This window comes from Streptomyces sp. B5E4 (assembly GCF_039871555.1).
Taxonomy (GTDB): Bacteria; Actinomycetota; Actinomycetes; order Streptomycetales; family Streptomycetaceae; genus Streptomyces.
The window spans coordinates 244,306-269,216 of the sequence record NZ_JBDPMI010000003.1; the positions used below are offsets into that span (position 1 = coordinate 244,306).

Below are 24,911 nucleotides of genomic sequence, written 5' to 3' on the forward strand. Positions count from 1 at the left end.
GCCCCGGCGCTGGTAGGAGGCCCGTTCGGCCTGGGCAACCTGTCGCAGGGCGAGGCGATCAGTGAGTACAGCCAGGTCAGGTGTCACTTATCCGTGCAGCAGTCTCTCCCGATCCACGAAGTGTCCCGCTGGCTCGGCCATAAATCGATCAAAACCACCGTCGACGTCTACGGCCACCTCGTCCCCGCCTCCTGGGACCGCTGCCGAACGATCACGCACAACGCCCTGCGGCCGGGCACCCCCGCGGCCGAGCGCAGGGGTGCAGGGTGGTCCCTCGTCGGGCCCGTGTATCCAGCATGAACACGGCCTTGAGACGGTGAACTTGCGTATCCAACTGTTGCCGGTTCTAGGAATTGTCGACTCCTTCTGTGACTGCGTGCCGGCACGTCCCGCGGGGCGGTGATCACGTGGCGAGGCCGAGGGCGTCACTGCAGTGGACATCAACGACCAGCGTCCGCAGCTCGCTGGCGGGCCTGGGCGCGGGCAGGCACCAGAGTGCGGTTTGCGTACCTCGCGGGAGCGGCAAACGTGCCGAAGGCAGCGAATAACGGCGGTCATGATGCGCCGAATTCGCGCTGCCGGCCAGCCCTTCGGTCAGTCCGTCTAGAGTGTCCGCCGCCGGTACCTGGCTGGTGGCGGCGAGCACTTGCACCGCCGCCGTACGCTCCCGCACCCCCGTGGCGCTCGGGCTGGTCGCCCACCACCTTCGCCAAGCCCGCCAGTACGACGCCTGGGTGGACGCCGCCGAGGCCGCAGCCGAGCAGGCAGCCGGACCCGGCCTGCTCGTGCAGCAGCACGGTGAAGAACCGCAGCTGCCCGCGGACCGCCCGCGGCTGCTCCTCGGCCAGGGCCTGCTCGAACAGGTCAAGCACGTCCGCGTAGCGGCGGGCCTCGATCGCCGTCCGGCCGAGCCTGACGGTGAGTGCGCCCCGCCGGGCCGACGCGAGCGGGGCGGTGCGCAGCACCTCCTCCAGCAGCCGGGCAGCCTCGGTGTCGTCGGCGAGCAGCCTGGCCAGGGCAGGTGAGCCGGCCGCCGCCGCTGAGGCGCTGCGCACCGCGGTCGACGGCTACCGCGAACTCGGCGCCGCCTGGGACCTGGACCGGGGGCAGCCGCACTTCTCGCCGTCCACGGTCCACGGCCGCTCCCCACACCGGCCATGCCCGACAGGGGCGCCCTGGCAAGATCTTGTTATGCGCTCCGGGTGCCACTTCGGCCGACGTCTCACAGCCTCCTTGCGGCAGAACCCGTGCCGTGCGACCCGCTGACACCACCCCGCCCCTCGATTACCGTTAACCGTGGAACTCGCCTTCTTGCCGGGAGAGTCGATGAGCAGTGTGACTGACTGCAGCGAGCCTGAGCGACGAGTGAACGGGGCGACCGCCGGAGGTCGGAGTCGAGCGGCGAAGGCGGGTTCGACAGGACGTACGAACGCGGGGCTTACGAAACCACCCTCCACACGATCACCGACGCTACTCAGAACCGGCTCCTCCGTTTCGTCCCGAAGCCCGGGCTGACCGAGGTTTAGCGGAAGCCGCTGCTTCTTTTTCCGGGTGCGACGGACCCCGCCCGAATCGACTTCGGCATAAAGCGCACGAATTCGCGGGGGATGCGCCCGCCGGTGCCCGGACTGGACGGTCCGCGGTGAACCGGTGCCCCGGACGGATAGGCCGGACCACCGGACAGTGGTGGTCAGCGGGGGTAGGGTGTCGGCTTCCGGACTTTGATGTCAGGTATGCAACAAAGCACCCGCTGACGGAATCACGGTATGCAGTTGCCGTCGTCGGCGTGGATCGCCGAGCCGACAGGAATGGAGCCCTTTCTTATGCGCGCGAGGACGCTCTCAGCCACCTCACAGCCGTCGGGACTGAATGACGAGCAGATCGAGCAGTTCGCCCGGTCCGGTTTTCTCGTGCTGCCGGGGTTCCTCCCCGCCGACCTGGTAACCCGGCTTAAGTCGGAAGCGGACCGCTGGATCGACACCGGTCTGCGCGCCCTGTCCATTGCGTCTGCGGTGGATCCGGACGCAAACGGAGTGCCGAAAGTCATGGAATTCGACCAGCCCGCGCACGGGGAACTCCTCACCCACCGTCCGCTGCTGCGGGCGATCGGGCAGTTACTCGGACCGCGTTTCGTCTTCCACCACATGCACAGTGACCGGCACGCGCCCGACCTCCCCGGCAAGCCGTGGCACCACGACTACGAACTGGTGCCCCAGTGGTCCCGTACCCACGACATGGTCCACGCGCTGCACTACCTCGACGGCATCGATCCGAGGATGGCCGGCCTCGTCGTACTCCCCGGATCGCACCGGGAACCGGCCGAGAAGACCGCGCGCGCCCACCTGGGCACCGATGTGGTCCCCGGTGAGGTGTTCATCGAGGAACTGCCGCCCGGGTCGACGGTGCTGGTGCACTCCGCGCTCTTCCACGCCCGCCGGGCGAAGCCCCGGCGCGCGGGCCGTCCCCGCTACTTCGTCGACGCCTCCTACTGCCAGGTGGGGGCGGTGTGGGCACCAGCGAAGCCGTACTGGCGGGAGACGCTGAGCCGGGCGCGGCAGCTCGGGCTCGCCGGCCAGGACTGGCCGGACCTCTTCGCCGACGAGCACTTCAGCGAGTACGTGAAGCCCGAGTGAGGAGTGGTCACATGCTGTACGCGGGGATCGCATGGCAGGCCGGCGGCTACCGGCTCGCGCTGGCCGGCCCGGACGGCCGGGACGTCCCGGAACCCGCCGACTACGCCTCGAACCGCGTGGACGAACTGGTCACCCGGCTGCGGGGGCTCGGTGAGCGGACCACCGTGGTGGTGGAGAGCACCAACGGCACCCTGGACGGCCGGCTGATGGCGGCGGGCCTGGCGGTCCACCGCGCCGACCCGGCGCTGCTTCCGGACCGGCCGCTGTTCGGCTCGGTCGCGGCGGAGGAGCTGGCGCGGGCGGGCCTGCGCGGCGCGCGGGGGCTGGTCCGGCTGGAGCCCCACCGGGGCACCCAGACCGGCCGCGAGGACGAACTGGCCGCGTGGATCGCGGAGTCGGCCCCGGCCGACCGGGAGCTCGCCGGGGCGGGCCGCCTCTTCAGCCACGCCGGCCGCGACCGCCGCCGGGTCGCGCTGACCTTCGACGACGGCCCCCAGCCGCCGTACACCGGGCAGGTCCTCGACATCCTCGAACGCTACGGCGTCCCCGCCACGTTCTTCTGCTGCGGGATCCACGTGGGCGGCCGTGCCGACATACTGGCGCGCATGCGCGAGCAGGGCCACGCCATCGGCAACCACACCTGGTCGCACCCGTTCCTGCCCGAGCTGTCGCGCCCGCAGGCGGCCGAGCAGATCGACCGCACCGCCGAGGCGATAGCCGAAGCGGGCGGGGGCGACCCGCCACGGCTGTTCCGGCCGCCGTACGGGGCGCGGACCCCGGCGGTCCTGGCCTCGCTCGCCGAGTCCGACGTCGTCTCGGTGCTGTGGGACGTCGCGCCCGACGACTGGGCCCTGCGCGAGTCCGGTGACATCGCCCGCGACGTCCTGTCCGCCGCCCGGCCCGGCTCCGTCGTCCTGCTGCACGACGGCGGCGGCGACCGCGCACCCACCGTGGCGTCGCTCCCGCCGATCATCGAGGGCCTGACCGAGCGCGGGTACGAGTTCGTCCGCGTGGACGACATGCTCGACCGCGACGGCTCCGGGCTGGTGAGCGCGCCTTGAGGAACTGGGCAGGCAACGTCGACCTCGGGGCGGAACCGCCGGCACGGCCCCGGTCCACGGACGAACTCCGCCGGATCGTCGCGGACAGCGCGCGGGTCCGCGCCGTCGGCTCCCGCCACTCGTTCAGCGGCGTCCTCTCCCCGGAGGGCACCGCCGTCGTCCTCGACGGGCTGCCGCCCGTGGTCGAGATCGACACGGCGGCGCGCACCGCGACCGTCAGCGCCGGTCTCCGCTACGCCGACGTGGCGGCGCACCTGCACCGCGCGGGCCACGCGCTGGCGAACCTGCCGTCGCTCCCTGACCTGACCGCGGCCGGGGCCTGCGCGACCGGCACCCACGGATCCGGCGACGGTCGGCGCGGGCTGGCGGCGGCGGTCAGCGGGCTGCAACTCGTCGACGCACAGGGCGAGTCGGTCGAGCTGCGCCGCGAGGCCGACCGCGACGTCTTCGCCGGGGCGGTGGTCTCCCTCGGGGCGCTCGGTATCGTCACCCGGATGACCCTGGAGATCGAACCGTCCTTCGAGGTCGCCCAGTCGCTGCGTACAGCGGTGCCCGTCGCGGAGCTACAGGACCGGTTCGACGACGTGTTCGCCGCTGCCTACAGCGTCAGTTTGTTCACCATGTGGGCGGACGACGCGGTCGTCTGGCTCAAGCGGCGCACCGACCGGCCCGCGCCCGAGCCGGACTTCGGCGTGCCGGCCCCGGGCCCGCTGCACCCGGTGCCCGGCGCCGACCCGGCGGCGTGCACGCCCCAACTGGGCGAGCCCGGCCCGTGGCACGAGCGGCTGCCGCACTTCCGCGCGGGCGCCACCGCGCCCGCCGGCGACGAGCTCCAGTCCGAGTACTTCCTGCCGCGCACCGCCGCACCGGCCGCGTTCGCCGCGCTCCGCGGGCTCGGCGGGCTGCTCGGGCCGGTCCTCCAGGTCGGTGAGGTCCGGACCGTGCAGGGGGACGACCTGTGGCTGAGCCCCGCCTACGAACGGGACTCGGTGACATTCCACTTCACCTGGATCCGGGACACCGCCCGGGTGCTGCCGGTGATCGCCGCCGTAGAGGAGCGGCTGGCGCCCCTCGGCGCGCGGCCGCACTGGGCGAAGCTGACGGTGATGACGGGCCCCGGGATCCGGTCGTGCTACCGCCGTGCGGCCGACTTCCAGGAGCTGCGGGCGAAGTTCGACCCGGGCGGCAAGTTCTCCAACGCCCTCCTCGACGACGTGTTCCCCGCGGGTGCCCGGTGACCGGATCCGCTCCGGTGCGGCCCGTCCCTACCCATCGACCCACCAGACCGGGAGTGCTCGCATGAGAACACGACTTCTGCCCAGGGCGGACCGGAAGCTCTCCGTTGTCGGCCTCGGCACCTGGCAGTTCGGCGACGGCTGGAGCCACGTCGGCGAACGCGACGTCCGCGGCATCCTCGACGCGGCCGTCGCCTCCGGCGTCGACTTCATCGACACCGCCGACGTCTACGGCGACGGCCGAAGCGAACGGCTGATCGGGCGGTTCCTCAAGGACTTCCGCACCTCGCCGGGCGAACGCCCCACGGTGGCAACCAAGTTCGGGCGCCGCGGCCCGCAGGAGCCGGGCTCCTTCACCCTCGACAACTTCCGGGAGTGGTCCGACCGGTCGCGGGCGAACCTCGGGATGGACACGCTCGACCTGGTGCAGCTGCACACCCCGCCCGACGCCGTGTTCGCGTCCGACGCGGTCTTCGACGCCCTCGACGCGCTGGTCGAGGAGGGCCGGATGAAGGCGTACGGCGTGAGCGTCGAGACCTGCGCCCAGGCCATGACCGCCCTCGCCCGGCCGGGCGTCGCGTCCGTGCAGATCATCCTGAACGTGTTCCGGCGCAAGCCGCTGGAGGAGGTCCTGCCCGCCGCGAAGGCCGCGGGCGTGGGCATCATCGCCCGGGTGCCGCTGGCGTCCGGGCTGCTGTCCGCGAAGTTCAGGCCGGACACGGTCTTCGCCGAGGACGACCACCGCACGTACAACCGGCACGGCGAGCAGTTCGACGTCGGCGAGACCTTCTCCGGCGTCGACTACGAGACCGGCCTCGCAGCCGCGGCCGAGTTCGCCGCCCTGGTGCCCGAGGGCATGACGGCCGCGCAGCTCGCCCTGCGCTGGGTCGTCCAGCAGGACGGCGTCACCACGGTGATCCCGGGCGCCACCTCGGTCGGGCAGGCGCGCGACAACGCGGCCGTCGGGTCGATGGCCCCGCTGCCCGCGACGACGGCCGAGCGGCTGCGCGAGCTGTACGACCGCAGGATCCGCGGCCTGGTGCACCACCGCTGGTGACCGCAAGCCCCGCAAGCCCGCAAGCCCGTAAGCCCCAGGAGCCGCAGGATGAAGATCGCCGGAGAGACCGTCCTGCTCACCGGCGCGACCGGGGGCGTCGGCCGGGTGCTCGCCGAGCGCCTGGCTGCGGCACGTGCCGACCTGATCGTCACCGGGCGCGACACCGATGCGCTACGGGACCTCGCGGACCGGCTCGGCGCCCGGCCGGTCCCCGCCGACCTGGCCGACCCGGACGACGTGGCCCGGCTCGCGGAGCGCTGCGCCGGCACCGGGATCCTGGTGGCAAACGCGGCGCTGCCGGCCAGCGGCGACCTGCTGGAGTACACCCCCGGGCAGATCGACCGGGCCCTGGCGGTCAACCTGGGCTCGGCGGTCCTGCTGGCCCGGCTGCTCGCCCCGCGGATGGCCGAGGCGGGCCGGGGGCATCTCGCGTTCGTCGGGTCCATGTCGGGGAAGGCCGCCATCCCGTACTCGTCGCTGTACACCGCCGCCAAGTTCGGGCTGCGCGGCTTCTCCCACGCCCTGCGGCTGGACCTGCGCGAGGCGGGCGTCGGGGTCTCCCTGGTGCAGCCCGGCCTCGTCCGGGAAGCGGGCATGTTCGCCAGGACCGGGGCGCCCGTGCCGCGGGGCACGCGCACGGTCACTCCGGACCAGGTGGCGGCCGCGGTGCTCCGGGCCGTCGAACGCAACCGGGCGGAGGTGAACATCGCGCCGGCCAGACTCCGGCTGCTCTGCGCTCTGGCGGTGCAGTTCCCCTCCGCGGCTGCCTGGATCCAGCGCCGGGGCCCCGCCGACGACGCGGGCCGGCTCATCGTCGAGGCGCAGCGCGGCTCGCGGTGAACTCGCGGTGAAGCAGCCCCTCCGGAACGGGTCCTACCGGTCGGCTGCCGCCGCGCCCGCGCTGCTGCCGGCGGCGTACTCGGAGAAGATCTCACCGAGCACGCGCCGGGAGTCGGCGGCCTCCGCCTCGTCGCCGTCGGCGCACGCTGAGGCGTAGGTGGAGAGCGTCTTCCAGAGCGCCCAGCCCCGCCCCCGCGCCCAGTCCGCCGCGCCCACCGACAGCCGCTCCCGGAACACCTGCCGGCCCTCGGCGGGCAGCAGGGTCCACGCGATGGCCAGGTCGCAGGACGGATCGCCCACGCCGCAGGTGCCGAAGTCGATGACCGCCGCCAACCGCCCGTCGGCGAGGAGGAGGTTGCCCTCGGCGATGTCGCCGTGGAACCAGCTCTCCGTACCGTCCCAGCGCGCGTCGAGGGCGCACGTCCAGATCTCGTGCGCCAGGCCGGTGTCGATGCGGCCCTCCAGATCGGCGAGCGCGCCGCGGGCCAGCCCGTCATACGTCCGCAGCGTGCCGCCGCGGTACCAGTTGTGGACTCCCGGCCGGGGCCCGTCGGCGGGGTCGACGTCCCACAGGGCGGCCAGGAACCCGGCCACGTCGCCCGCGAACCGGACGGGGTCGGCGATACGGTCCACGCGGGCCGGCTCGCCGTCGAGCCAGCGGTAGACCGACCACGCGTACGGGTAGCCCGCGCCGGGCCCGCCCTTCGCCAGCGGTACGGGGATCGGCAGCGGGAGCCGGGGAGCGAACTCCGGCAGCCACCGGTGCTCCTTGTCGACCGCCTGCGCGTACTCGGCCGCACTGGGCAGGCGCACCAGCATGTCGGCGCCGAGGTGGAAGGTCCGGTTGTCCCACCCGCCCTTGGCGACGGGGCGGACCGGGAGCCCGGCCCACTGGGGCAGCTGCTGCCCGATGAGGGAACGCACCTGCTCCGTCTCGACGGTGATGCGCTGGGGTACGGGGCCGAGATCCGGTGTCTTGCTCAACACGACTTCCTGTCAGGCGAATAGCGGGATGGGGGAGGAATCCTGCGGCACGACCGCCGCCGACCGGGTTCCGCCGCCGGGAACGGGGCGTACACGCGGGTCAGGCGGGGTGGGCGGAGGGCTCGGGCTGCTTCTCCTCCTCCCGGTCCGTACGCGACGCCCAGGCGACCATCGGGCCGGTGACCGCCGCCGCGGCGGCGAACACGCCCGCCAGCACGAGCCAGCCGGGCGGCCCGCCGGTCACCACCAGGAACGAGAGCGCGGCCGGGCCGGCGACCCAGCTCAGCTGCCCGCCGAGGCCGAACACCGCGACGTACTCCCCGCGCCGGCTCTCCGGCGCCAGGCCGTAGCGGATGGCCCAGGTCCCCGCCGACGTCAGGAGTTCGCCGGCGGTCAGCGTGACGATTCCGACGGCCAGAGCGGCGACGGTGGCCAGTCCTTCGGTGGTCCCGGACACGGCGAAGGCGACGCAGCAGACGACCAGGGCGATGCCGGCCCGGGCCCACGCCCGCGCGCCGTTGCCCGGCGTCTCCACGCCGCGGCTGGCCCGGATCTGGAAGAGGACGCACAGGCCCATGTTCGTCAGCATCGTTCCGGCCACGAGCCACGTCGGTCCGTCGGTCTGCGACACGATCCACAGCGGCAGCAGGACCGACAGGACCGGCCCGTGGAGGTTGTAGACGCCGTTCAGCACGGCGAGGACCACGAACGACCGGTCGCGTATGGCCACCGGCTTGCGGCGGGCCGCCCGTTCGGCCGGGCGGTGCGGGTGGTCGACATGCGGCACCGCCCAGGCGATGAGGCCGGCCTCGATCGCGGTGACGGCGGCGGCGATGAGGACGATCGCCAGGTAGCCGGAGCGGGATTCCAGCGAGATGGCCACGCCGGCGATGGCCGCGCCCACGGCCATGCCGATGTTGGACGTGGTCCGCAGGTAGGCCCTGCCGCGTGCCCGGCCGCCCTCCGGGAAGAGGTCGCCGAAGTATCGGCCGGCACCGGCGCTGCCGAGCCCGCTGACCAGCAGTTCGAGGATGACGACGAGCTGGAACTGCCAGTACGTGCCGGCGAAGGGGTAGAGGAGGAAGACCAGGGCGCTCGCCGTTGCGCCGACCAGCCAGACACGGCGGCCGCCGAAGCGGTCGGCCAGCATGCCGAACGGCATCATCGTCGCGGTGCTGATGAGCCAGGCGATCGAGATCCCCAGGCCGACGCGCCCCGGCGAGAGGCCGATGTACTCGGTGAAGAACACCGCGCTGCCGGTCAGGTACAGGCCGGTGGAGACGCCGCTGAACATGGAGCGGAGCAGGATCACGGGGGAGATGCCGGCGGGCAGCTTCATCCGGTTCATCTGGTTCATCCGGTTCATCCGGCGCCTCCCGGTGGGCGGTGGGCCAGGTCAGCAGAAAAAGACACAGCCGGTCCTGGTGTGCTCGTTGCCCCCGAGGGGGCCGGACTGCGACAGCGGGCGGCCGCGTACGGAGGAGCCGCTGTGCCCGGCGGAGCCGAAGAAGACCTGCCACAGTACGGTCCAGTCGTCGGGCTCGGCCGTCTCCGGGTCGATCACCGTCTCGGGGAGCGGGCGGACCCGCTCCTGCACGACGTAGTCGGGGCGCGGCGGTGATTCGAGCACGGTCCGCCACTCGGACTCGCCGACCTGGTCGCCGATGACGACGCCCTGGCTGGCGTACAGGCTGGCGGGCTTGAGCACGAGTTCCGTACGCCGGGAGAGGCACTCCTTCAGCAGGACGGCGCGGTCGTTCTGCGGGACGGTGGGGAACGCCGGCCCGAGCAGGCGGGTCCACGGCACGATCCGGTCGATGCAGGCGATCTCGGTCCTGGACAGCTTCGCCCGTACCGCGGGCTCGAAGAGCAGGCCGAGCGCGGCCTTGCTGTCGTGGATCTCCGGGTCGAACGGGGTGAACAGCGCCGTGCGACCGCTCCGGTGGGCCTCGATCAGGGCCCGCAGCTTGGCCATGCCCTGCGGTTCCAGCGGGATGTGGCGTACGAAGAACATGCGCAGCACCACGTCGACCGGCCGGCCCCGCAGCGTGGCCTTGCCGTCGGCGAAGCCGAGGTCGGAGAGTTCGCCGTGGATGGTGTCGACGCCGTGGGAGCGGAGCGCGGGCATGAGCCGGCGGGCGCTCTGCTCGGAGCCCGACTCCTCGACGATCGCGACCACCGGGGAGTCGGTCCCGGCCGTCGTACGGCCGGCGGCGAGCAGGTCGTCCGCGAGACCCTGCATCGGGTCGGCCCAGGTGAGCCCGAACTCCTCCGCGAACCGGCCGAACGCGGATGTCCGCAGCAGGGCGCCGTTCAGCGTCGTCGTCAGCCGGCCCCCGAGCACGCTGCCCATGTTGAGCTCCAGCACCCGGTAGCCGTCCGGCGTGCGGAACACGTCGGCGCGGCCGTAGTCGATGCTGACGCCGGAGTCCCACGGTCCGGCGGGCGCCCCGGAGCCGACGATCCCGGCGAGCATCGCGGCCAGCAGTTCGCCGTCGTAGCCCTGCGCCCTCAGGTACTCCTCGACGCTGCCGCCGAAGCAGCGGCCCGGCAGGTCGTCCATGACCGCGATCGTCGCCTTGATGTCGGCGGTCAGGCCCTGCAGGCTGTCGAGCCGGGCGAACATGGGGCGCGCGATGGCGTCGTCGGCGTAGTGCGCGGCGGGCTCGGCGGGGTCGAGGTCCCGTACGCATCTGAGCAGCCGGCCGTCGGCCCCGGCACGCCGGTTGTACTCGTCGGTCAGATCGGCGTGCGACGCCATCGTGAACACCTCGGTTGTCGGTAACGTTCCACTGCTCAACTGCTCAACTGCTCAACTGCTCAACTGCCGCTGCCGGGCACCACGTAGGCCACCAGCCGGCGGTTGCCCGAGTCGTCGTCCTTCGCGACGACCACCGCGTCCCGCACCCCGGGGTGGCGGCGCAGCACCGCGGCGATCTCCTCGACCTCGATGCGGTGGCCGCGGATCTTGATCTGCGTGTCGGCCCGGCCGAGGAACTCGAAGCACCCGTCGGGGCCCAGCCGGACGAGGTCGCCCGTGCGGTAGAGGCGCTCGCCGCCCGTCTCCGGCGGGCCGGAGACGAATCGCCGGCCGGTCAGGTCGGGCCGGCCGCGGTACCCCAGTGCCAGGCCGGCGCCGCCGAGGTACAGCTCGCCGACCTCGCCGGCCGGCAGTACGCGCAGGTCGTCACCGAGCACCCAGGCCGTCGTGTTGTCGATGGGGCGGCCGACGGGTACGGGCACGTCGTCCGCTGCCGGGGGCACCCGGGAGATCAGCGAGTAGACGGCCATCTCCGTCAGGCCGTACATGTTCCAGACCTCGTCCGCCACGCGGCACAGCCCGTTCGCCAGCGGGCGGGTGAGGGGCTCCCCGGCGCTCAGCGCGAGGCGCAGGCCGAGGCCGTCCGGCGCGGCGGCGCGGAATCCGCCCCACGACGTCGGCGTCGCCGCCATCACCGTGACCCCCTGCGCCGTGACCAGATCGAGCAGGCGCTGCGGGTCGCGGGCGTCCGCGGTCGAGGCGATGACCAGGCGCGCACCGGTGGTGAGCGGCAGGAGCAGCTCTGGCACGGACATGTCGAAGGACGGGCTGGCGAGCGCGAGTACGACGTCCTCGCCGGTCACGCCGGGCTCCCGCGCCATGGAGCGGAGCAGGTTCACCACCGCGCGGTGCGGCACGCTCGCGCCCTTGGGGTCGCCCGTGGAGCCGGACGTGTAGAGGACGTACGCCGCGCCCTCCCCGAAGCCTTCGCTACGAGCGGTCAGCGGCGGGCCGTCCGCGGCGCCGCCGGCGGCCTCGAAGACGACCACGGGCACGTCTAGCCCGTCGAACGTGTCCTCCGGCGTGCCCGGCGCCGTGACGATCACCTGCGCCCCGGCGTCGCGGAGGACGAACTCGACCCTGCGTCGGGGGTAGTTCGGGTCGACCGGCACGTACGCGGCACCGAGCTGCCAGCTCGCCAGCATGGCGATCAGCAACTCCACCGACCGGTCCCGGTGGATGGCGACGATGCTGCCCGGTGACACCCCGTGGCCCGCCAGCGTCCGGGCCAGCCAGCCCGCGTGCCGGCCGATCTCCGCGAAGGTCAGGCTCCCGCCGCTGTGCGCCACGGGCACGTCGGGATGCCGGCCGATCACGTCGACCACCAGGTCGAGGACGCTCCCGGCCGCCGTTTCCTGGTTGGGCGTCATGGGCGCTCCCCGTTCGCGTCCATCTCGGCACGCACCCGCGCGGCGAGCGTCGCGACTGTCGAGTGCTCGAACACGTCCTCGGCCGGAATGCCGACGCCGTGCGAGCGCTGAATGTGTGAGACCAACCGGATGACCTGGAGTGAATTGCCGTCCAGGTCGAAGAAGTCGTCGTGGATGCCCACGTCGTCGAGTTCGAGCACCTGCCGCCAGACGTCGGCCAGTTCGCGTTCCAGGTCGTCGCGCGGTTCGCCGTCCATGCCGGGCTGCACGGTCACCGCCGGCAGTGCGTTGAGGTCGACCTTGTCGTTGGGAGTCCGCGGCAGGGCGTCTAACACGATTATCGCCGAGGGCACCATGTATGCGGGTAGTCGCTCACGCAGATAGGTCATCAGTTCCGTATCGAGCACGTACGGTTTCCTTCCGGGGTGGCGGTCATAGCGCAGGTGTACGACCCGATGCCGAACGAATTCAGGGCCGGGGCCCGGGAGAACACGGGATAACACCGCCGTGTACGGGGCCGTCAGGCTATCTTCGCCCGGATGACGGCCAGCGGAGCTGCATACACGGTGAAAACCGAGAAGCCCCAGTACGCGGTGTCTATCGAACTCGCGCCGACCCCGGTCAGCAGGTTCTCCCAGTCGGCCGCCGACCGGTAGGACAACGGGTATGCCACCGTCTCGTGCTTCGTCAGGCAGCCCGACACGTCGAACAGGGACAGCGCGGCGAGTTTGTCGGCCTCGTCAAGGGCACGGAACTTGATGGTCAGTGAGTTGTCCGTGAATCCCGGGGTATCGGCCCAGGAGTCCTCCAGGATGAGGATTTCGCCGCCCGGCCGCAGCACGCGCGCGGCTTCCGCGAGCAGTGCTTCCTGAATCTGCTTGGTCATGTGGTGCAGCGCCACCCGGAAGGCCACGATGTCGGCGCTGCCGTCCGCCAGCGGAATGCGGGCCCGGTCCTCCTGGTGGGCGAAGTGCAGCCGCTCGCCGAGCATGACCGCCGGATCCTTCCGGTGGTCGACACCGGTGACGAGGCGGACTCCGGGGTTCCGTCGCAGCAGGCAGTCGCCGAATCCGTTGTTCGGGTTGCCGACGTCCACGACGTGTCCGGTTGCCGTGTCCAGGCCGCTGACGGTCTGGATCCGGCGCCACGCGCCTTCCTTGTCGGTGGTCAGGTTCGCGCCGTGGCCGGCCGCGTCCCATGCGTCGCGCGACTGTGCGAAGACCGCGTCCACTTCTTCGAGTGTGGTGCATTCGCGGAGCCGGGCGAGACCTTTGCCCATCAGTTCCCCGGCGCCCCGGCCGAAATGTAAGTCGTAGGTGAGCGGCAGGACTTCCTCGGCCAAGTCGAAGGCGGCGGTCCGGTCGCGGAGGTCGAGGAATACGCGCTGGGCCTCGATGCCGATGAGCGGGCATTCTGCGGTGGCGGACAAGCTTGGCTCCTTTCCGGAGATTCAGCATGCTTTCCCCGGCGACACCGGCACGAAGCCATCCGGGCCAGCCGATCAGCGAACATAATCCAGCGGTGCGGGCGCGTCAAGGACGCCGCCCGTAACAGCGCGATCATGCAGAGCGGAATGAGAGTCACCGCTTTGTGCGCCTCATGCACGGTCATCGGCGTGGGCGTTGTCGATCTTCTTGACATGTACTTGCGGGCCGGAGAGTCTGTGTGGGAAGGTACGGCGAGTTGACTGTGTGATGAGGAATGACCCTGGGGTGCGTGTGTCCTGACATGCGTCGCCCCGGCGCACGGGGGCAGGTCGACCAGCATGAATACACCGTTCCAGCTGCGGTGAGACCTTCTGCCCGTGCCACATTGCGCATCGCGGGAGTTGCCGGAGGTCGCACATGAAGGAGCGGCGTATTGCACCGTACGGCACTTGGCCATCGGCCGTCGGGGTGGAGGATCTCGTGGACGGGATCCGGGAACTCACCTACCCGAGCCGCAGCGGCGACCGGACATTCTGGATTGAGACGGATCCCGCCGATCCTGCCGCCCCCCGATTAGTGGCTGCCGCCGACGGACAGGAACCCGCGGTGGTCCGGTCGGGAGTGCGCTCCGACGTCGGCGGGTACGGCGCGGTGCCGTACGCCGTGCACGGTGCGTCGGTCTTCTACGTGGACGCGGCGGACCAGCGGGTCCACCGCCTCGACGCGGACGGCACGTCCGTGCCGCTGACGGCGGCGGAGGACGGCCCGGTCCGCTACGGCGCCCCGCGGCCGGCCCACGACGGCCGCCTGGTCTTCGCCGTCCGCGAACGCGGCGCCGGCCAGGACGCGGTGCACGAGCCGGTGGCGTTATCCGCCGACGGATCCGGGACGGTGCGGGTCCTCGCGACCGGACACGACTTCTACGGTGCCGCGGCCGTCCACCCCCGTGAGGCGCGGATCGCGTTCACCGCCTGGGATCACCCGCACATGCCCTGGGACGAGTCGGTCCTGTGGGAGCTGTGCCTGGACGGGGCCGGTGCGGTGGCGTCCCGCCGCCTGGTGGCCGCGGCCCCGGGTGTGTCCGTGACCCAGCCCTGCTACGCGCCCGACGGCCGGCTGCACTTCGTGGACGACCGCTCGGGCTGGTGGAACCTGCGCGTCGACGGCGCGGACACCTCACCTGCCCCCATGGCCGCCGAGTTCGGCAGGCCGGACTGGTGCTGCGGCCTGACCACCTACGGCTTCCTGGACGACGGCCGGATCGTGGCCGCGTACCGCACCCGCGGCAAGGACGCGGTCGCCGTCGTCGGCCACGGCGCGGGCCCCCGGCCGCTGCCGCTCGACCGCGACGTGGTGGAGGCGCTGGCCACCGGCGGCGGCGAGGCGGTGGCGGTCGCCGCTTCCGGCTCGCACCCCGCCGCGGTAGTCCGGCTGCCCGTCGGCGGCGGGCAGCCGGAGGAGCTGCGGTCCAGTCTCCGGCGGGCCGCGCCCGGCGGAGAATGGATCAGTGAGGCACGGCCGTTCGAGTTCGACTCGGAGGGGCAGCCCGTCTTCGGGTTCTACTACGCCCCGCGCAACCCGGACCGCCGCGGCCCGGACGGCGTGCCGCCCCCGCTGCTGATGACCTGCCACGGCGGGCCGACCGTGGTGGCCTGCGCCCCCCTCGACTTACAGGTCCAGTACTGGACGAGCCGCGGATACGCGGTCGCCGAGATCAACTACGGGGGGAGCGCCGGCCACGGCCGGGCCTACCGCGAGCGGATCCGCGGCCGGTGGGGCGTGCTCGACGCGGCCGACTGCGTGAACGCCGCCCGGCACTTGGTGGCCGAGGGCCTCGCCGACCCCCGGCGGCTGGCCGTCCGGGGGCGCAGCTCCGGCGGGCTGACCGCGCTCAACGCGGCAGCTGCACACCGGGACTTCGCGGCGGTGGTCTGCTACGCCGGCGTCACGGACCCCGCGGCGATCCCCGAGCGCACCCACAAGATGGAATCACGCTACCTCGACAGCCTCATCGGCCCCTGGCCCGCGGCCCGGGCACAGTACGCCGCCCGCTCCCCGCTCCGCAGACCCGGCCCGTGGACGGCGGCGGCGCTCGTCTTCCACGGCGGCCGCGACCCCGTCGTACCCGTCGAGCAGGCGGAAGGGCTGCGCGAGGGGCTGCGGGAGCGGGGCGCGGCCGTGGAACTCGTGGTCTATCCGGACGAGGGCCACGCGATCGCCAAGCCCGAGAACATCCGTCACCTCGTCGCGGCGGAGTCGGCATTCCTCACCCGCGTGCTCGGGCACGCGGAAGCGGAGGCCGCACCCCGCTTGTCCCGCCACTGAATCCCGTACGTCTCCGACTAGCCGACCGAGGTTTCTGATGCGTGGATATCTCTCGCCGTCGACGGTGGTCCAACCTCTCATCCACCGCTGGTACGCCGTCCCCATGGTCGCCGCTCCGCACACCGGCGCGCTGAACCTGGTGAAGCGCCACCTTCCCGCACTGCGCAGCTACGCCGAGTCGCCGCGCAAGCACGCCCGTGCCCTGGCCAACCCGCAGATGTTCGGGGCCCCCTACGTGAGCCCCGGCGCGAACGGGCCGGAGGCGGTGACCGAACTGCTCGACCGCACGACGCGCGAGGCCGCGCCGCGCATCCGCATGGCCGAGGACATCGACACCGTGCGGGAGATGCTCGCCAAGCACGCGGACGGGCGCGCGCTCACGTCGCTCTACGACGACCTCCCCGACTCGCTGCGCGGCATCACCGAGCTGGTCTACGACACGGCGAACCACCCCTCCGTCCGGTTCTTCGAGAGCCTGCTGTACCGGACGGAGGCGGCGCAGCCGGAGGCCGAGGTCGTCTCCCTGCGTGAGCGGCACGACCCCGACCAGCCGTTCATCTACAGCTCGCCGGTGCTGCCGGAGCCCGGACGCGTCGACCTGGCGGTCCCGTTCGCCTCCGAACTCCTCGACGAGCTGTTCGCGGCCCGGCTGGCCCCCGTCGACGTGGACGAGCTGGCCGGGCGGTTCGGCCTCGACGACGACCAGAAGGCGGCCTTCCGCCGGATGTTCACCGAGGAGGCGCCGCGGGCGTACGAACCGAACCTGACCGGCGAGGTGCGCATGCGCTACTTCGGCCACGCCTCCGTGCTGCTGGACTTCGGCGGGTTCACCGTGATGACCGATCCCACGCTCGGATACGACGGCGACGGCTTCGACGAGCACTACTCCATGGCCGACCTGCCCGAGACCATCGACGTCGTGATCATCAGCCACGCCCACTCCGACCACTTCTCCCTGGAGACGCTGCTGCAACTGCGCCGCCGCATCGGCGTGATCGTGGTGCCGCAGGCCTCCGGCGGCAGCCTGGCCGACATCGGGATGCGCGCCCTGCTGGAGCACTACGGCTTCACCGACGTGGTGGAGGTGGCCGACATGCAGTCGATCGAGCTGGGCCCGGCGCGCATCACGGCCCTGCCGTTCCTCGGCGAGCACGGCGAACTCGACATCCGGGCCAAGATGGTGCCGCTGGTGCGCCTCGGCGGGCGCGGGTTCATGTTCGCCACCGACACCTCGCCCGTGGACCCGACGATCTACGACCTGGTGGCCGCGGAGATCGGCCAGGTCGACGCGATGTTCATCGGCCTGGAGTGCGTCGGCGCCCCGATGAGCTGGCTCTACGGCCCGCTGCTCGACCAGCCCATCGCGCGGGAGCATAGCGTGGAGCGCGGCCTCAAGGGCTCCTTCGCGGCGCCGGCCGACTCGCTCGCCGAGCGGCTGGGGGCCCGCCAGATCTTCGTCTACGCGCTGGGCATCGAACCCTGGCTCAAGCACCTGACCGGCTGCTGGTACGACCCCGAGGCGGAGCAGCTCAAACAGGAGGTCCTGCTGCGGAAGCTGGCCGGCGACCGGGGCGTGGCCTCCGAACTGCTCTACGTCACCGCGGAGCGCTTCTGGCCGGTGCGGGACGAGGAGAAGTGACGGAGCCGTCGGCACGTCCCGCCCCGTACCCGCCGGGCGGTGCGGCGGGCACGCCCGGCGGGAGCCCCGTGGTCGGCGTCGTCTACGACGTGGGCGCGGCGGGCCCGGCCGAGGTGGCGGCCGCCGCGCGCGCCTGCGGCGCCGGCGTGGTCCTGGTGGTCGACACGGCCTCGGACCACGTCCGGCACCTGCTGCCCGTGCTGGCGAAGCGGTTCACCCTGTGCGACGTCACCGGGCTCGACGCGGCCGGGGCCGTGGCAGCCGTCGCCGCGTTCGCTCCCGCCGGTCTTGTGACGTTCAGCGAGAACCGGATGGAGACGACCTCCGCCCTCGCGGCGGGGCTCGGTATCGGGCACTGGCATTCCCCCGCGGTGACCCGGCGGCTCGTCGACAAGCTGGAGCAGCGCCGGGCGTTCGCGGCCGCCGGGCTCGACGGCCCGCCCTTCGCCGCGGCGGACAAGGCCGTCGGCGTGGCCGACGCGCTCGGCACCGTGGGCCTGCCCGCCGTGCTCAAGCCGCGGCGCGGCACCGGGAGCCGCTTCGTCACCCGCGTCGACAGCGCCGCCGAAGCCCGCGTCGCCGCCGCGGAGTTCTTCGCCGCCGCGCCCGGCGCGGAGCTGCTGGTGGAAGGGCTGCTTCCGGGGGACGCCGCGGGCGCGGGCCCCGAGTGGGGGGACTACGTCTCCGTCGAGACCGCGGTTCACGGGGGCGCCTGCCACCGGCTGTGCGTGACGGGCAAGTTCCCGCTCGTACGGCCGTTCCGGGAGCGCGGCTCGTTCGTCCCGCACACCCTGCGGCCGCAACTCGCCGAGCACGCACACGAACTGGCCGAGGCGGCCATCGCGGCTCTGGGCGTCCGCGACGGGATCGTGCACACGGAGCTGAAGCTCACGGCGGACGGGCCGCGCCTGATCGAGGTCAACGGCCGCCTCGGCGGCCTCGTCGGCGACGTCGTACGCCGCGGCTCCGGCATCGACCTCGTGGCGGCGGCGATGCTGCTGGCCCTGGGGCGGCCGGTGCGGGAGACGCCGCGGTTCGACGGCGTCGCGTACCAGTACACGCTGATGCCGCCGGCCGGCTTGCCGGGAATGCCGGGAATGCCGAGAACGCCGAGAACGCCGGGCGAGGCGGCCGGGCGGACCACGGCGAAGGAGCTGGGGGCCCTGCGCCTCCTGCCCGGGGTCGACCTTGCCGACCTGCGTGCCCTCGAAGGCCCACCGGCCGACTGGCGCGGCGGGGCGACCGCCCGCCTCGGCCGCCTGCACGGACGGACACGCGATCACTCGGATCTCGCACAACTGACGCACGCGATCGACGACATCTGCCGTCCGGTTCTCGGGGATATGTGAGGGACGTGGCACATGAGCACGATGCAGACCGGCCGGAGCCGCGCACAGGCACTCTCCGCGGCGCAACGGCGGCTATGGCTGGCCTACCGGCTCCAGCCCGACAGCCCGGAGTTCACCGCTCCGTGGGCCGGACGGCTGGTCGGTGAGCTCGACGCCGAACGCCTGCGGCGGGCATGGCGCGCCGTGCTGGACTGCCACGCGGAGCTGCTGCTGAGGCTCGACGAGGCGGACGGCGAGCCCTGCCGTTCGACGTGGGCGGCACGGGACTTCCCGCTGCCGGTACGGGAGGTCGACCCGGCCGCCGTGCCCGCGGAGCTGGAGCACGCGGTCACCCGCCCGTTCCCGCTCGTCGGGCACCGCCTGGTCGACGCCGAGCTGCTCCGGCTCGGCCCGGCCGAGCACATCCTAGTCGTCGGGGCCCACCACGCCGTGGTCGACGGCCGCTCCTTCACCCTCGTCGTACGCGACCTGTTCAGGGCATATGCGGGGGAGGAACTGCCCGCCGCCGGCCGCCCGTACACCGACTACGTCACGGCGGCACCCGCCCCGACCGACCGGCGGTTCGAGTCCTGGATCGAGGAACTCGAACTGCCCGAGGACGGCGACCCCCTCGGGTTCGCCCCCGCCGCCCGGGACGCCGACCGCGACGGGGCCCTCGTCCGGCACGCGATCCCGGCCGGGGTGTGGGAGGCCGTACGCGGGCTCGGCCGCCGCCTGCGCACCACGCCGCAGGTGATCGGCCTCGCCGCGTACGCGCTCGCGCTGAGCCGCTACACCGACAGGACCGACCTGATCGTCGGCGGCACCATGGACACCCGCTCCGGCGACTTCGCCGACACCGTCGGGATGTTCATCAACCCCGTGCCGCTGCGCGTCCGCGCCGACCCGGCCGCTGGTGTCGCGGACTACTGCCGGTCGGTGCACTCCTCGCTCATGCGCGCCTTCTCGTTCCGCGAGGTGCCGTTCGAGGAGGTCGTCCGCCGTCTGCACGCCACGCCGGACCCCACCCGCACGCCCCTCTTCGGGACCCTGTTCAACTTCGAGGCCGACGCGCCGGTCCTCGACACGGCGGGGCTGCGGATCAGCGAGGTCGAGCTGCCGGTCCGCGTCTCCAAGTACGACCTGACGATGGTGCTGCGGGACCGGGGCGACACGGCCGAACTCCTCGCCACCTACCGGTCGTCGCGGTACTTGCCCGCGCAGATCGAGCAGTTCACCGCGCACACCGCCGGGGTCCTCGCGGGCCTTTGCGAGGAGCCCGGCAGCCTCCGGGCGGTCCCGATGCTCTCCGCGGCCGACCGCTCGGAGCTGGCGGCGCTCGGCACCGGTGCGGCACCGGACGAGGACTTCCGCCCGGTCACCGGCCTGGTCGCGGACATCGCGGCGGCCGATCCGGAGCGCGTGGCCGTGACCGACGCCGACGGCGACCTCGGCTATCGCGAGCTGTCCGACCGCGCCGACGCCATCGCCGCGGCGCTGCAAGCCCGCGGCCTGGGCCGGGAGTCCCGCGTCGGGGTGCTCGCCGAGCCCTCCGCCGCGGCGGTGACGGCGGTGCTCGGCGTGCTCCGGGCAGGCGCCGCGTACGTACCGCTGAACCCGTCGTACCCGGCCGCGCGGCTGTCGGCGATGCTCCGCGACGCAGGGGCCGACGTCGTCCTCGGGGACCCCGGCTGGGCCGGCAAGCTGCCCGGCGCCGAGGTGTTCGCGCCCGCCGACCTGGTACGCACCACCGGCGCCGCGCCGTCGGAGCCGGCGGCGCCGGAGGGCGGCGACGCCGCGTACGTCATCTACACTTCGGGCACGTCGGGCGAACCGAAGGGCGTCGTCGTCGAGCACCGGTCCCTGGCCGCGTCCACCTCCGGCCGGCTCGCGACGTACGGGGGCCACGAAGTCTTCCTCCTGGTCTCCCCGCTCTCCTTCGACTCGTCCGTGGCCGGCCTGTGGGGCACGCTCGCCTCCGGCGGCCGGCTCGTCGTCGCCGCGACCGGCGACGTCCACGACCCGGAGCGCCTGACCGGCCTCATCGAGCGCCTGCGCGTCACCGCGATGCTGTCCGTCCCCACCCTCTACTCCGGCCTGCTCGACCGGGCCGACCGCGACGGCGCCGCGCGCCTCGCCTCCCTCCGGCTCGTCATCACGGCCGGCGAGGAACTGCCGCAGGAACTCGCGGACCGGCACTTCGCCGCGCTGCCGGAGACGGTGCTCGCCAACGAGTACGGCCCCACGGAGGCCACCGTGTGGAGCACCTTCCGGGTCCTCGACGAACCGGCGCGGGTCGACATCGGCGGCGCGGCCCCCGGCGCGCGGCTGTCGGTGCGCGACGGGAACGGGGACCTCATGCCGCGCGGCGCGGCGGGCGAGCTGTACGTCGGGGGGACCGGCGTGGCCCGCGGCTACCTCGGGCGCCCGCAGGACACCGCCGAGAAGTTCCTCGACGGGCCCGGCGGACGGATGTACCGCACCGGCGACTTCGTGCGCTGGAACGAGCGGGACGGTCTGGACTTCGTCGGCCGGCGGGACGACCTCGTCAAGGTCCGCGGACACCGCATCGAGCTGGGCGCGGTCGAGACCGCGCTGCGGGCCGCGGAGGGCGTCGCGGACGCGGTCGTGCTGCCGGCCCCGAGCGGCGCGAGCCTCGACGCGTTCCTCGTCGCCCGGCCCGGCTTCGACGAGAAGCAGGTGCGCAAGCAGCTCTCCGGGGAGCTGCCGCCGGTCATGCTCCCGGGCTCCTTCACGGCGGTGCCGGAGCTGCCGCGTACCCCGCACGGCAAGATCGACCGCACCGCGCTGCGCGAGCTGTCCCGCCGCGACGCCCCCGCGGCGGGCCCGCCGGACGCCGCCGCCCAGGCGCCGGACGCGGACCCCGGCGCCGGCGAAGGCGCCGCGGACTCCGGGGCCGCCGTGCGCGCCCACGTGCGCGCGGCGTGGTGCGAGACGCTGGAGGTCGACTCGGTCGACACGGACGTCAACTTCTTCGACGCGGGCGGCCACTCGCTGCTCGTGCCCACCCTCCAGATCGAATTGGAGGACCGCCTCGGGGTAGAGATCGACATCCTCGACCTCTTCACCGCCACGACCGTCGACGACCAGGTGGAGCTGCTCACGGCCGGGCAGGCGGAAGAGGCCGCGCCGGAGCCGGTGCTCGACCCGCGGCAGGCACGGCTGGCGGCCGGCCGCCGCCGTGCCGCGGCCGCAGGGGACGCATGAGGGACCGCTCGCTCGACGTCGCGATCACCGGGGTGCACGCCCGGCTCCCCGGCCCGGCCGACCCGGACGCCTGGTGGGCGGCCGTACGCACGGGGCAGGTCCTCACCACGCGCCTCGACGCGGACCTGCTGGCCGAGGCGGGAGTGCCCGCCGACCTCGCCGGGGACCCCTCGTACGTGCCGGTGCGCGGCCGCATCCCCGACGGCGAGCGCTTCGACGCCGAGCTGTTCGGGATCAGCCCGCGCGAGGCCGAGCTGATCGATCCGCAGTACCGCCTGATGCTGGAGGCGACCTGGGCCGCACTGGAGGACGCCGGCCGCGCCCCGCTGACCGACACGCTGCGCACCGCCGTGTTCGCCTCGGCGAGCGAAAGCTCCCTCGCGCGCGTCCTCGCCGACGGCGACATCGATTCGGCGACCCGGGAGGCGCTCGCCACCGGCACCAGCCGGGACTTCATGGCGACCCGCATCGCCTACCGCCTCGGCCTGCGCGGCCCCGCGATGAGCGTCTCGACGGCCTGCTCCTCCTCCCTGGTCGCGATGCACCTGGCGGTGCAGTCGCTCAACAACGGGGACTGCGACCAGGCGGTGGTGGTCGCGGCCTCGCTGCGGCTGCCGCAGGCCGGGTCGCAGCACGTACGCGGCGGGATCGTCTCGCCGGACGGGTGCTGCCGCCCCTTCGACGCCGCTGCCAACGGCACGATCGGCGGGTCCGGCGTCATCGCCATGGTGCTGCGCCGCCTCGGCGAGGCGGACGCGCATCCCGCACCGTACGGCGTGGTCCTGGGGTCCGCCGTCAACAACGACGGAGCGGACAAGGCCGGCTTCAACGCGCCGTCGCCCCGCGGGCAGACCGCCGTCATCCGCTCGGCGCTCCAGGTGGCAGACGTGGCGGCCGGTTCCCTCGGCTACCTCGAAGCACACGGCACCGGTACGTACGTGGGCGACCCGATCGAGTGGACCGCGACGTCGACCGCACTGCGCGAGAGCGGCGTGGGCCCGGCCCGAATCGCGGTCGGCTCCGTGAAGGGCAACATCGGCCACCTCGACGCCGCGGCGGGCCTCGCGGGCCTGTACCGGACGCTGATGGTGCTGGGCCGCGGCGAGGTGCCGGCGATGGCCGGGTTCAGCAGGCTCAACCCCCTGCTGCCCGCCGAGTCGCCCCTCTACGTGCCGACCGCGCCGGATCCGTGGCCCGGGGCGGCACCGCGGCGCGCCGGGGTCAGCTCCTTCGGGATCGGCGGCACCAACGCCCACGTGATCGTCGAGGCCCCGCCGCCCGCCCGCCGGGCGGCAGCGGCGGCAGCCGGCGGTCCGCCCGTGCTCCTCACGCTGTCGGCGATCCGCCCCGCCGCGCTCGACGGCGCGGCCGAACGGCTCGCGGCACGGCTGACGGGCCGTCAAGACGACGTACGGGACGTGGCCTTCTCCCTGCGGGTGGGACGGGCCGTCCTGCCCGAGCGGCTGGCCGTCGTCGCGGCGAGCGGGGAGGAGGCCGCGGCGGCGCTGCGCGGCGGCCCCGGCGGCGTACGCGGCCGGGCGCCGGGCGGCGGGGACCGGCCGGTGGTCCTCCTGCTGCCGGGGCAGGGCTCGCAGCGGCCCGGCATGGCCGTGCCGCTCGCGGAGCACCTCCCGGGCTTCGCCAAGGCGCTGGACGGCGTACTCGGCGCCTTCCCGGCGGAGCACGCCGCACGGGTCCGCGAGGCCGTGTACGAACCAGGGTTCCCCGCGGCCGAGCTGAACGGCACGCGGCTCTCCCAGCCCGCCCTGTTCGCGGTCGCGTACGCGGCCGCGGGTGCACTCGCCGAGGCGGGTGTGCGGCCCGTGGCGCTGGCGGGGCACAGCCTCGGTGAGATCACCGCCGCCACGATCGCCGGCGTGCTGGCTCCCGCGACCGCCGCCGAGCTGGTGGTGCTGCGCGCGGAGGCGATGGCCCAGTGCCCGCCCGGGGCCATGCTCGCCGTCACCGGCGACGCCGAGGAGGCGGCCGGGTTCACTGCCGCGGACCCCCGGCTCGAACTCGCCGCGGTCAACGCCCCGGACGCCTACGTCCTCAGCGGGCCGGAAGAAGCCGTCGACGGACTCCACCGCCGGCTCGAAGGCCGCGTGCCCGTCCGCCGCCTGCGGACCGGCCACGCCTTCCACTCGGCCGCCATGGAGCCCGCGGCCGATGCCGTACGGGCCCACGTCGCGGGGCACGCTCCGGGCCGGGTGCGGGTGCCGTTCGTCACCAACGCCGACGGCGCCCTCGTGGCCGCACGCACGCGCCTGCCGCTGACCGTGTTCGCCGACACGGTCTGCGCCACCGTGCGCTTCGCCGACGGGCTGCGGGCCCTGCGGGAGCGCTATCCGGACGCGATCGCCCTGGAGGCGGGGCCGGGCCGGGCGCTGTCCGCGGCCGCCACCCGCATCGGCATGGACACCGTGCAGCTGGCCCCGCGGTCCGGCGAAGGCGAGCCCCTCCGCGCGCTCGCCCGGCTGTGGACCGAGGGCGTGCCGGTGGATCTCGCCGCTTTCGCCCCCGCCGCGAGCGGAGTCCGGCTGCCGGGCACGGTCTTCGGCGGCCGCCGCTACCCGGTGTCCGAGCTGCGGCTGGCGGCGACACGGCCGGCCGCAGCCGGCACCCCGGCCGCCGACGCGGCGGCGCAGGCGGGGGAGGACCACGCGGCGGTGGACCACGCGGGGGAGGAGCAGCCCACGCCGCACGAGGAACTGGTGGCCGCGTGGCGCGACCTGCTCGGCCACCCGGACCTCCGGCCGGACGACGACTTCTACGACCTCGGGGGCGATTCGCTGACCGCGATCCGCATCGTCCGCCGCCTGGAGCAACGGCTCGGTATCGGCCTGCCGTTGCGCGAGTTCATGCTCTCCCGGACCCTCGGCCGGCAGGCGGGTCTCCTCGCCCGGCTGGCCGCGCAGAGCGATATGGAGGATTCCCCGTGACGGTGCGCTGCCGCAGAGGCG

General features: G+C 73.4%; 17 protein-coding genes. 10 read left to right on the top strand and 7 right to left on the bottom strand.

The features are described 5' to 3' along the window. Positions 1 to 554: 554 nt before the first annotated feature. Positions 555 to 1,055 (bottom strand): hypothetical protein, encoded by a 501-nt coding sequence (locus ABGA99_RS06180; RefSeq protein ID WP_347576361.1) that lies wholly within the window; start codon positions 1,053 to 1,055, stop codon positions 555 to 557. 768 nt (positions 1,056 to 1,823) lie between these two features. Here ABGA99_RS06180 and ABGA99_RS06185 point away from each other — a divergent pair. The 5 genes from ABGA99_RS06185 to ABGA99_RS06205 all read left to right on the top strand — a co-directional run bounded on the left by ABGA99_RS06185 (position 1,824) and on the right by ABGA99_RS06205 (position 6,826). Further along, positions 1,824 to 2,633: a phytanoyl-CoA dioxygenase family protein gene (locus ABGA99_RS06185; RefSeq protein WP_347582279.1), complete on the top strand. Its 810-nt coding sequence runs from the start codon at positions 1,824 to 1,826 to the stop codon at positions 2,631 to 2,633. A gap of 11 nt (positions 2,634 to 2,644) precedes the next feature. Beyond that, positions 2,645 to 3,694, top strand: a complete 1,050-nt coding sequence (locus tag ABGA99_RS06190) for a polysaccharide deacetylase family protein (protein ID WP_347576359.1) — start codon at positions 2,645 to 2,647, stop codon at positions 3,692 to 3,694. Then, positions 3,691 to 4,932, top strand: coding sequence for an FAD-binding protein (locus tag ABGA99_RS06195; RefSeq protein ID WP_347576358.1), 1,242 nt, complete (start codon positions 3,691 to 3,693; stop codon positions 4,930 to 4,932). The genes ABGA99_RS06190 and ABGA99_RS06195 overlap by 4 nt, the downstream gene beginning before the upstream one ends. Before the next feature lie 61 nt (positions 4,933 to 4,993). Beyond that, positions 4,994 to 5,986 (top strand): aldo/keto reductase, encoded by a 993-nt coding sequence (locus ABGA99_RS06200; protein ID WP_347576357.1) that lies wholly within the window; start codon positions 4,994 to 4,996, stop codon positions 5,984 to 5,986. 48 nt (positions 5,987 to 6,034) lie between these two features. Continuing rightward, the gene (locus ABGA99_RS06205; RefSeq protein ID WP_347576356.1) at positions 6,035 to 6,826 is read left to right on the top strand and encodes an SDR family NAD(P)-dependent oxidoreductase; all 792 of its coding nucleotides are present in this window, start codon (positions 6,035 to 6,037) and stop codon (positions 6,824 to 6,826) included. 33 nt (positions 6,827 to 6,859) lie between these two features. Here ABGA99_RS06205 and ABGA99_RS06210 read toward each other — a convergent pair whose 3' ends face one another. The 6 genes from ABGA99_RS06210 to ABGA99_RS06235 form a co-directional block, all read right to left on the bottom strand. Beyond that, positions 6,860 to 7,810 carry an aminoglycoside phosphotransferase family protein gene (locus ABGA99_RS06210; protein ID WP_347576355.1) on the bottom strand — a complete coding sequence of 317 codons (951 nt, stop codon included), beginning with the start codon at positions 7,808 to 7,810 and terminating at the stop codon, positions 6,860 to 6,862. Positions 7,811 to 7,910: 100 nt separating this feature from the next. Next, on the bottom strand, positions 7,911 to 9,176 hold the full coding sequence (locus ABGA99_RS06215; RefSeq protein ID WP_347576354.1) for an MFS transporter: 1,266 nt from the start codon (positions 9,174 to 9,176) through the stop codon (positions 7,911 to 7,913). 30 nt (positions 9,177 to 9,206) lie between these two features. Continuing rightward, positions 9,207 to 10,571 (bottom strand): hypothetical protein, encoded by a 1,365-nt coding sequence (locus ABGA99_RS06220; RefSeq protein ID WP_347576353.1) that lies wholly within the window; start codon positions 10,569 to 10,571, stop codon positions 9,207 to 9,209. A 59-nt stretch (positions 10,572 to 10,630) separates the two neighbouring features. Continuing rightward, the gene (locus ABGA99_RS06225) at positions 10,631 to 12,001 is read right to left on the bottom strand and encodes an amino acid adenylation domain-containing protein (RefSeq protein ID WP_347576352.1); all 1,371 of its coding nucleotides are present in this window, start codon (positions 11,999 to 12,001) and stop codon (positions 10,631 to 10,633) included. Then, positions 11,998 to 12,504, bottom strand: coding sequence for a phosphopantetheine-binding protein (locus tag ABGA99_RS06230; RefSeq protein ID WP_347576351.1), 507 nt, complete (start codon positions 12,502 to 12,504; stop codon positions 11,998 to 12,000). The genes ABGA99_RS06225 and ABGA99_RS06230 overlap by 4 nt, the downstream gene beginning before the upstream one ends. A 17-nt stretch (positions 12,505 to 12,521) precedes the next feature. Further along, the gene (locus tag ABGA99_RS06235; protein ID WP_347576350.1) at positions 12,522 to 13,430 is read right to left on the bottom strand and encodes a class I SAM-dependent methyltransferase; all 909 of its coding nucleotides are present in this window, start codon (positions 13,428 to 13,430) and stop codon (positions 12,522 to 12,524) included. A 604-nt stretch (positions 13,431 to 14,034) separates the two neighbouring features. Here ABGA99_RS06235 and ABGA99_RS06240 point away from each other — a divergent pair. From ABGA99_RS06240 to ABGA99_RS06260, 5 genes are read left to right on the top strand one after another with little or no spacing between them, the layout of a single operon-like run. Continuing rightward, positions 14,035 to 15,753, top strand: a complete 1,719-nt coding sequence (locus ABGA99_RS06240) for a prolyl oligopeptidase family serine peptidase (protein WP_347576349.1) — start codon at positions 14,035 to 14,037, stop codon at positions 15,751 to 15,753. A 37-nt stretch (positions 15,754 to 15,790) separates the two neighbouring features. After that, positions 15,791 to 17,392, top strand: a complete 1,602-nt coding sequence (locus ABGA99_RS06245; protein ID WP_347576348.1) for an MBL fold metallo-hydrolase — start codon at positions 15,791 to 15,793, stop codon at positions 17,390 to 17,392. Continuing rightward, on the top strand, positions 17,389 to 18,741 hold the full coding sequence (locus ABGA99_RS06250; RefSeq protein ID WP_347576347.1) for a hypothetical protein: 1,353 nt from the start codon (positions 17,389 to 17,391) through the stop codon (positions 18,739 to 18,741). Before ABGA99_RS06245 ends, ABGA99_RS06250 begins: the two co-directional genes overlap by 4 nt. Before the next feature lie 12 nt (positions 18,742 to 18,753). Beyond that, positions 18,754 to 21,948: an amino acid adenylation domain-containing protein gene (locus ABGA99_RS06255; protein WP_347576346.1), complete on the top strand. Its 3,195-nt coding sequence runs from the start codon at positions 18,754 to 18,756 to the stop codon at positions 21,946 to 21,948. Beyond that, positions 21,945 to 24,890, top strand: coding sequence for a beta-ketoacyl synthase N-terminal-like domain-containing protein (locus ABGA99_RS06260; RefSeq protein WP_347576345.1), 2,946 nt, complete (start codon positions 21,945 to 21,947; stop codon positions 24,888 to 24,890). The genes ABGA99_RS06255 and ABGA99_RS06260 overlap by 4 nt, the downstream gene beginning before the upstream one ends. Positions 24,891 to 24,911: the final 21 nt, after the last annotated feature.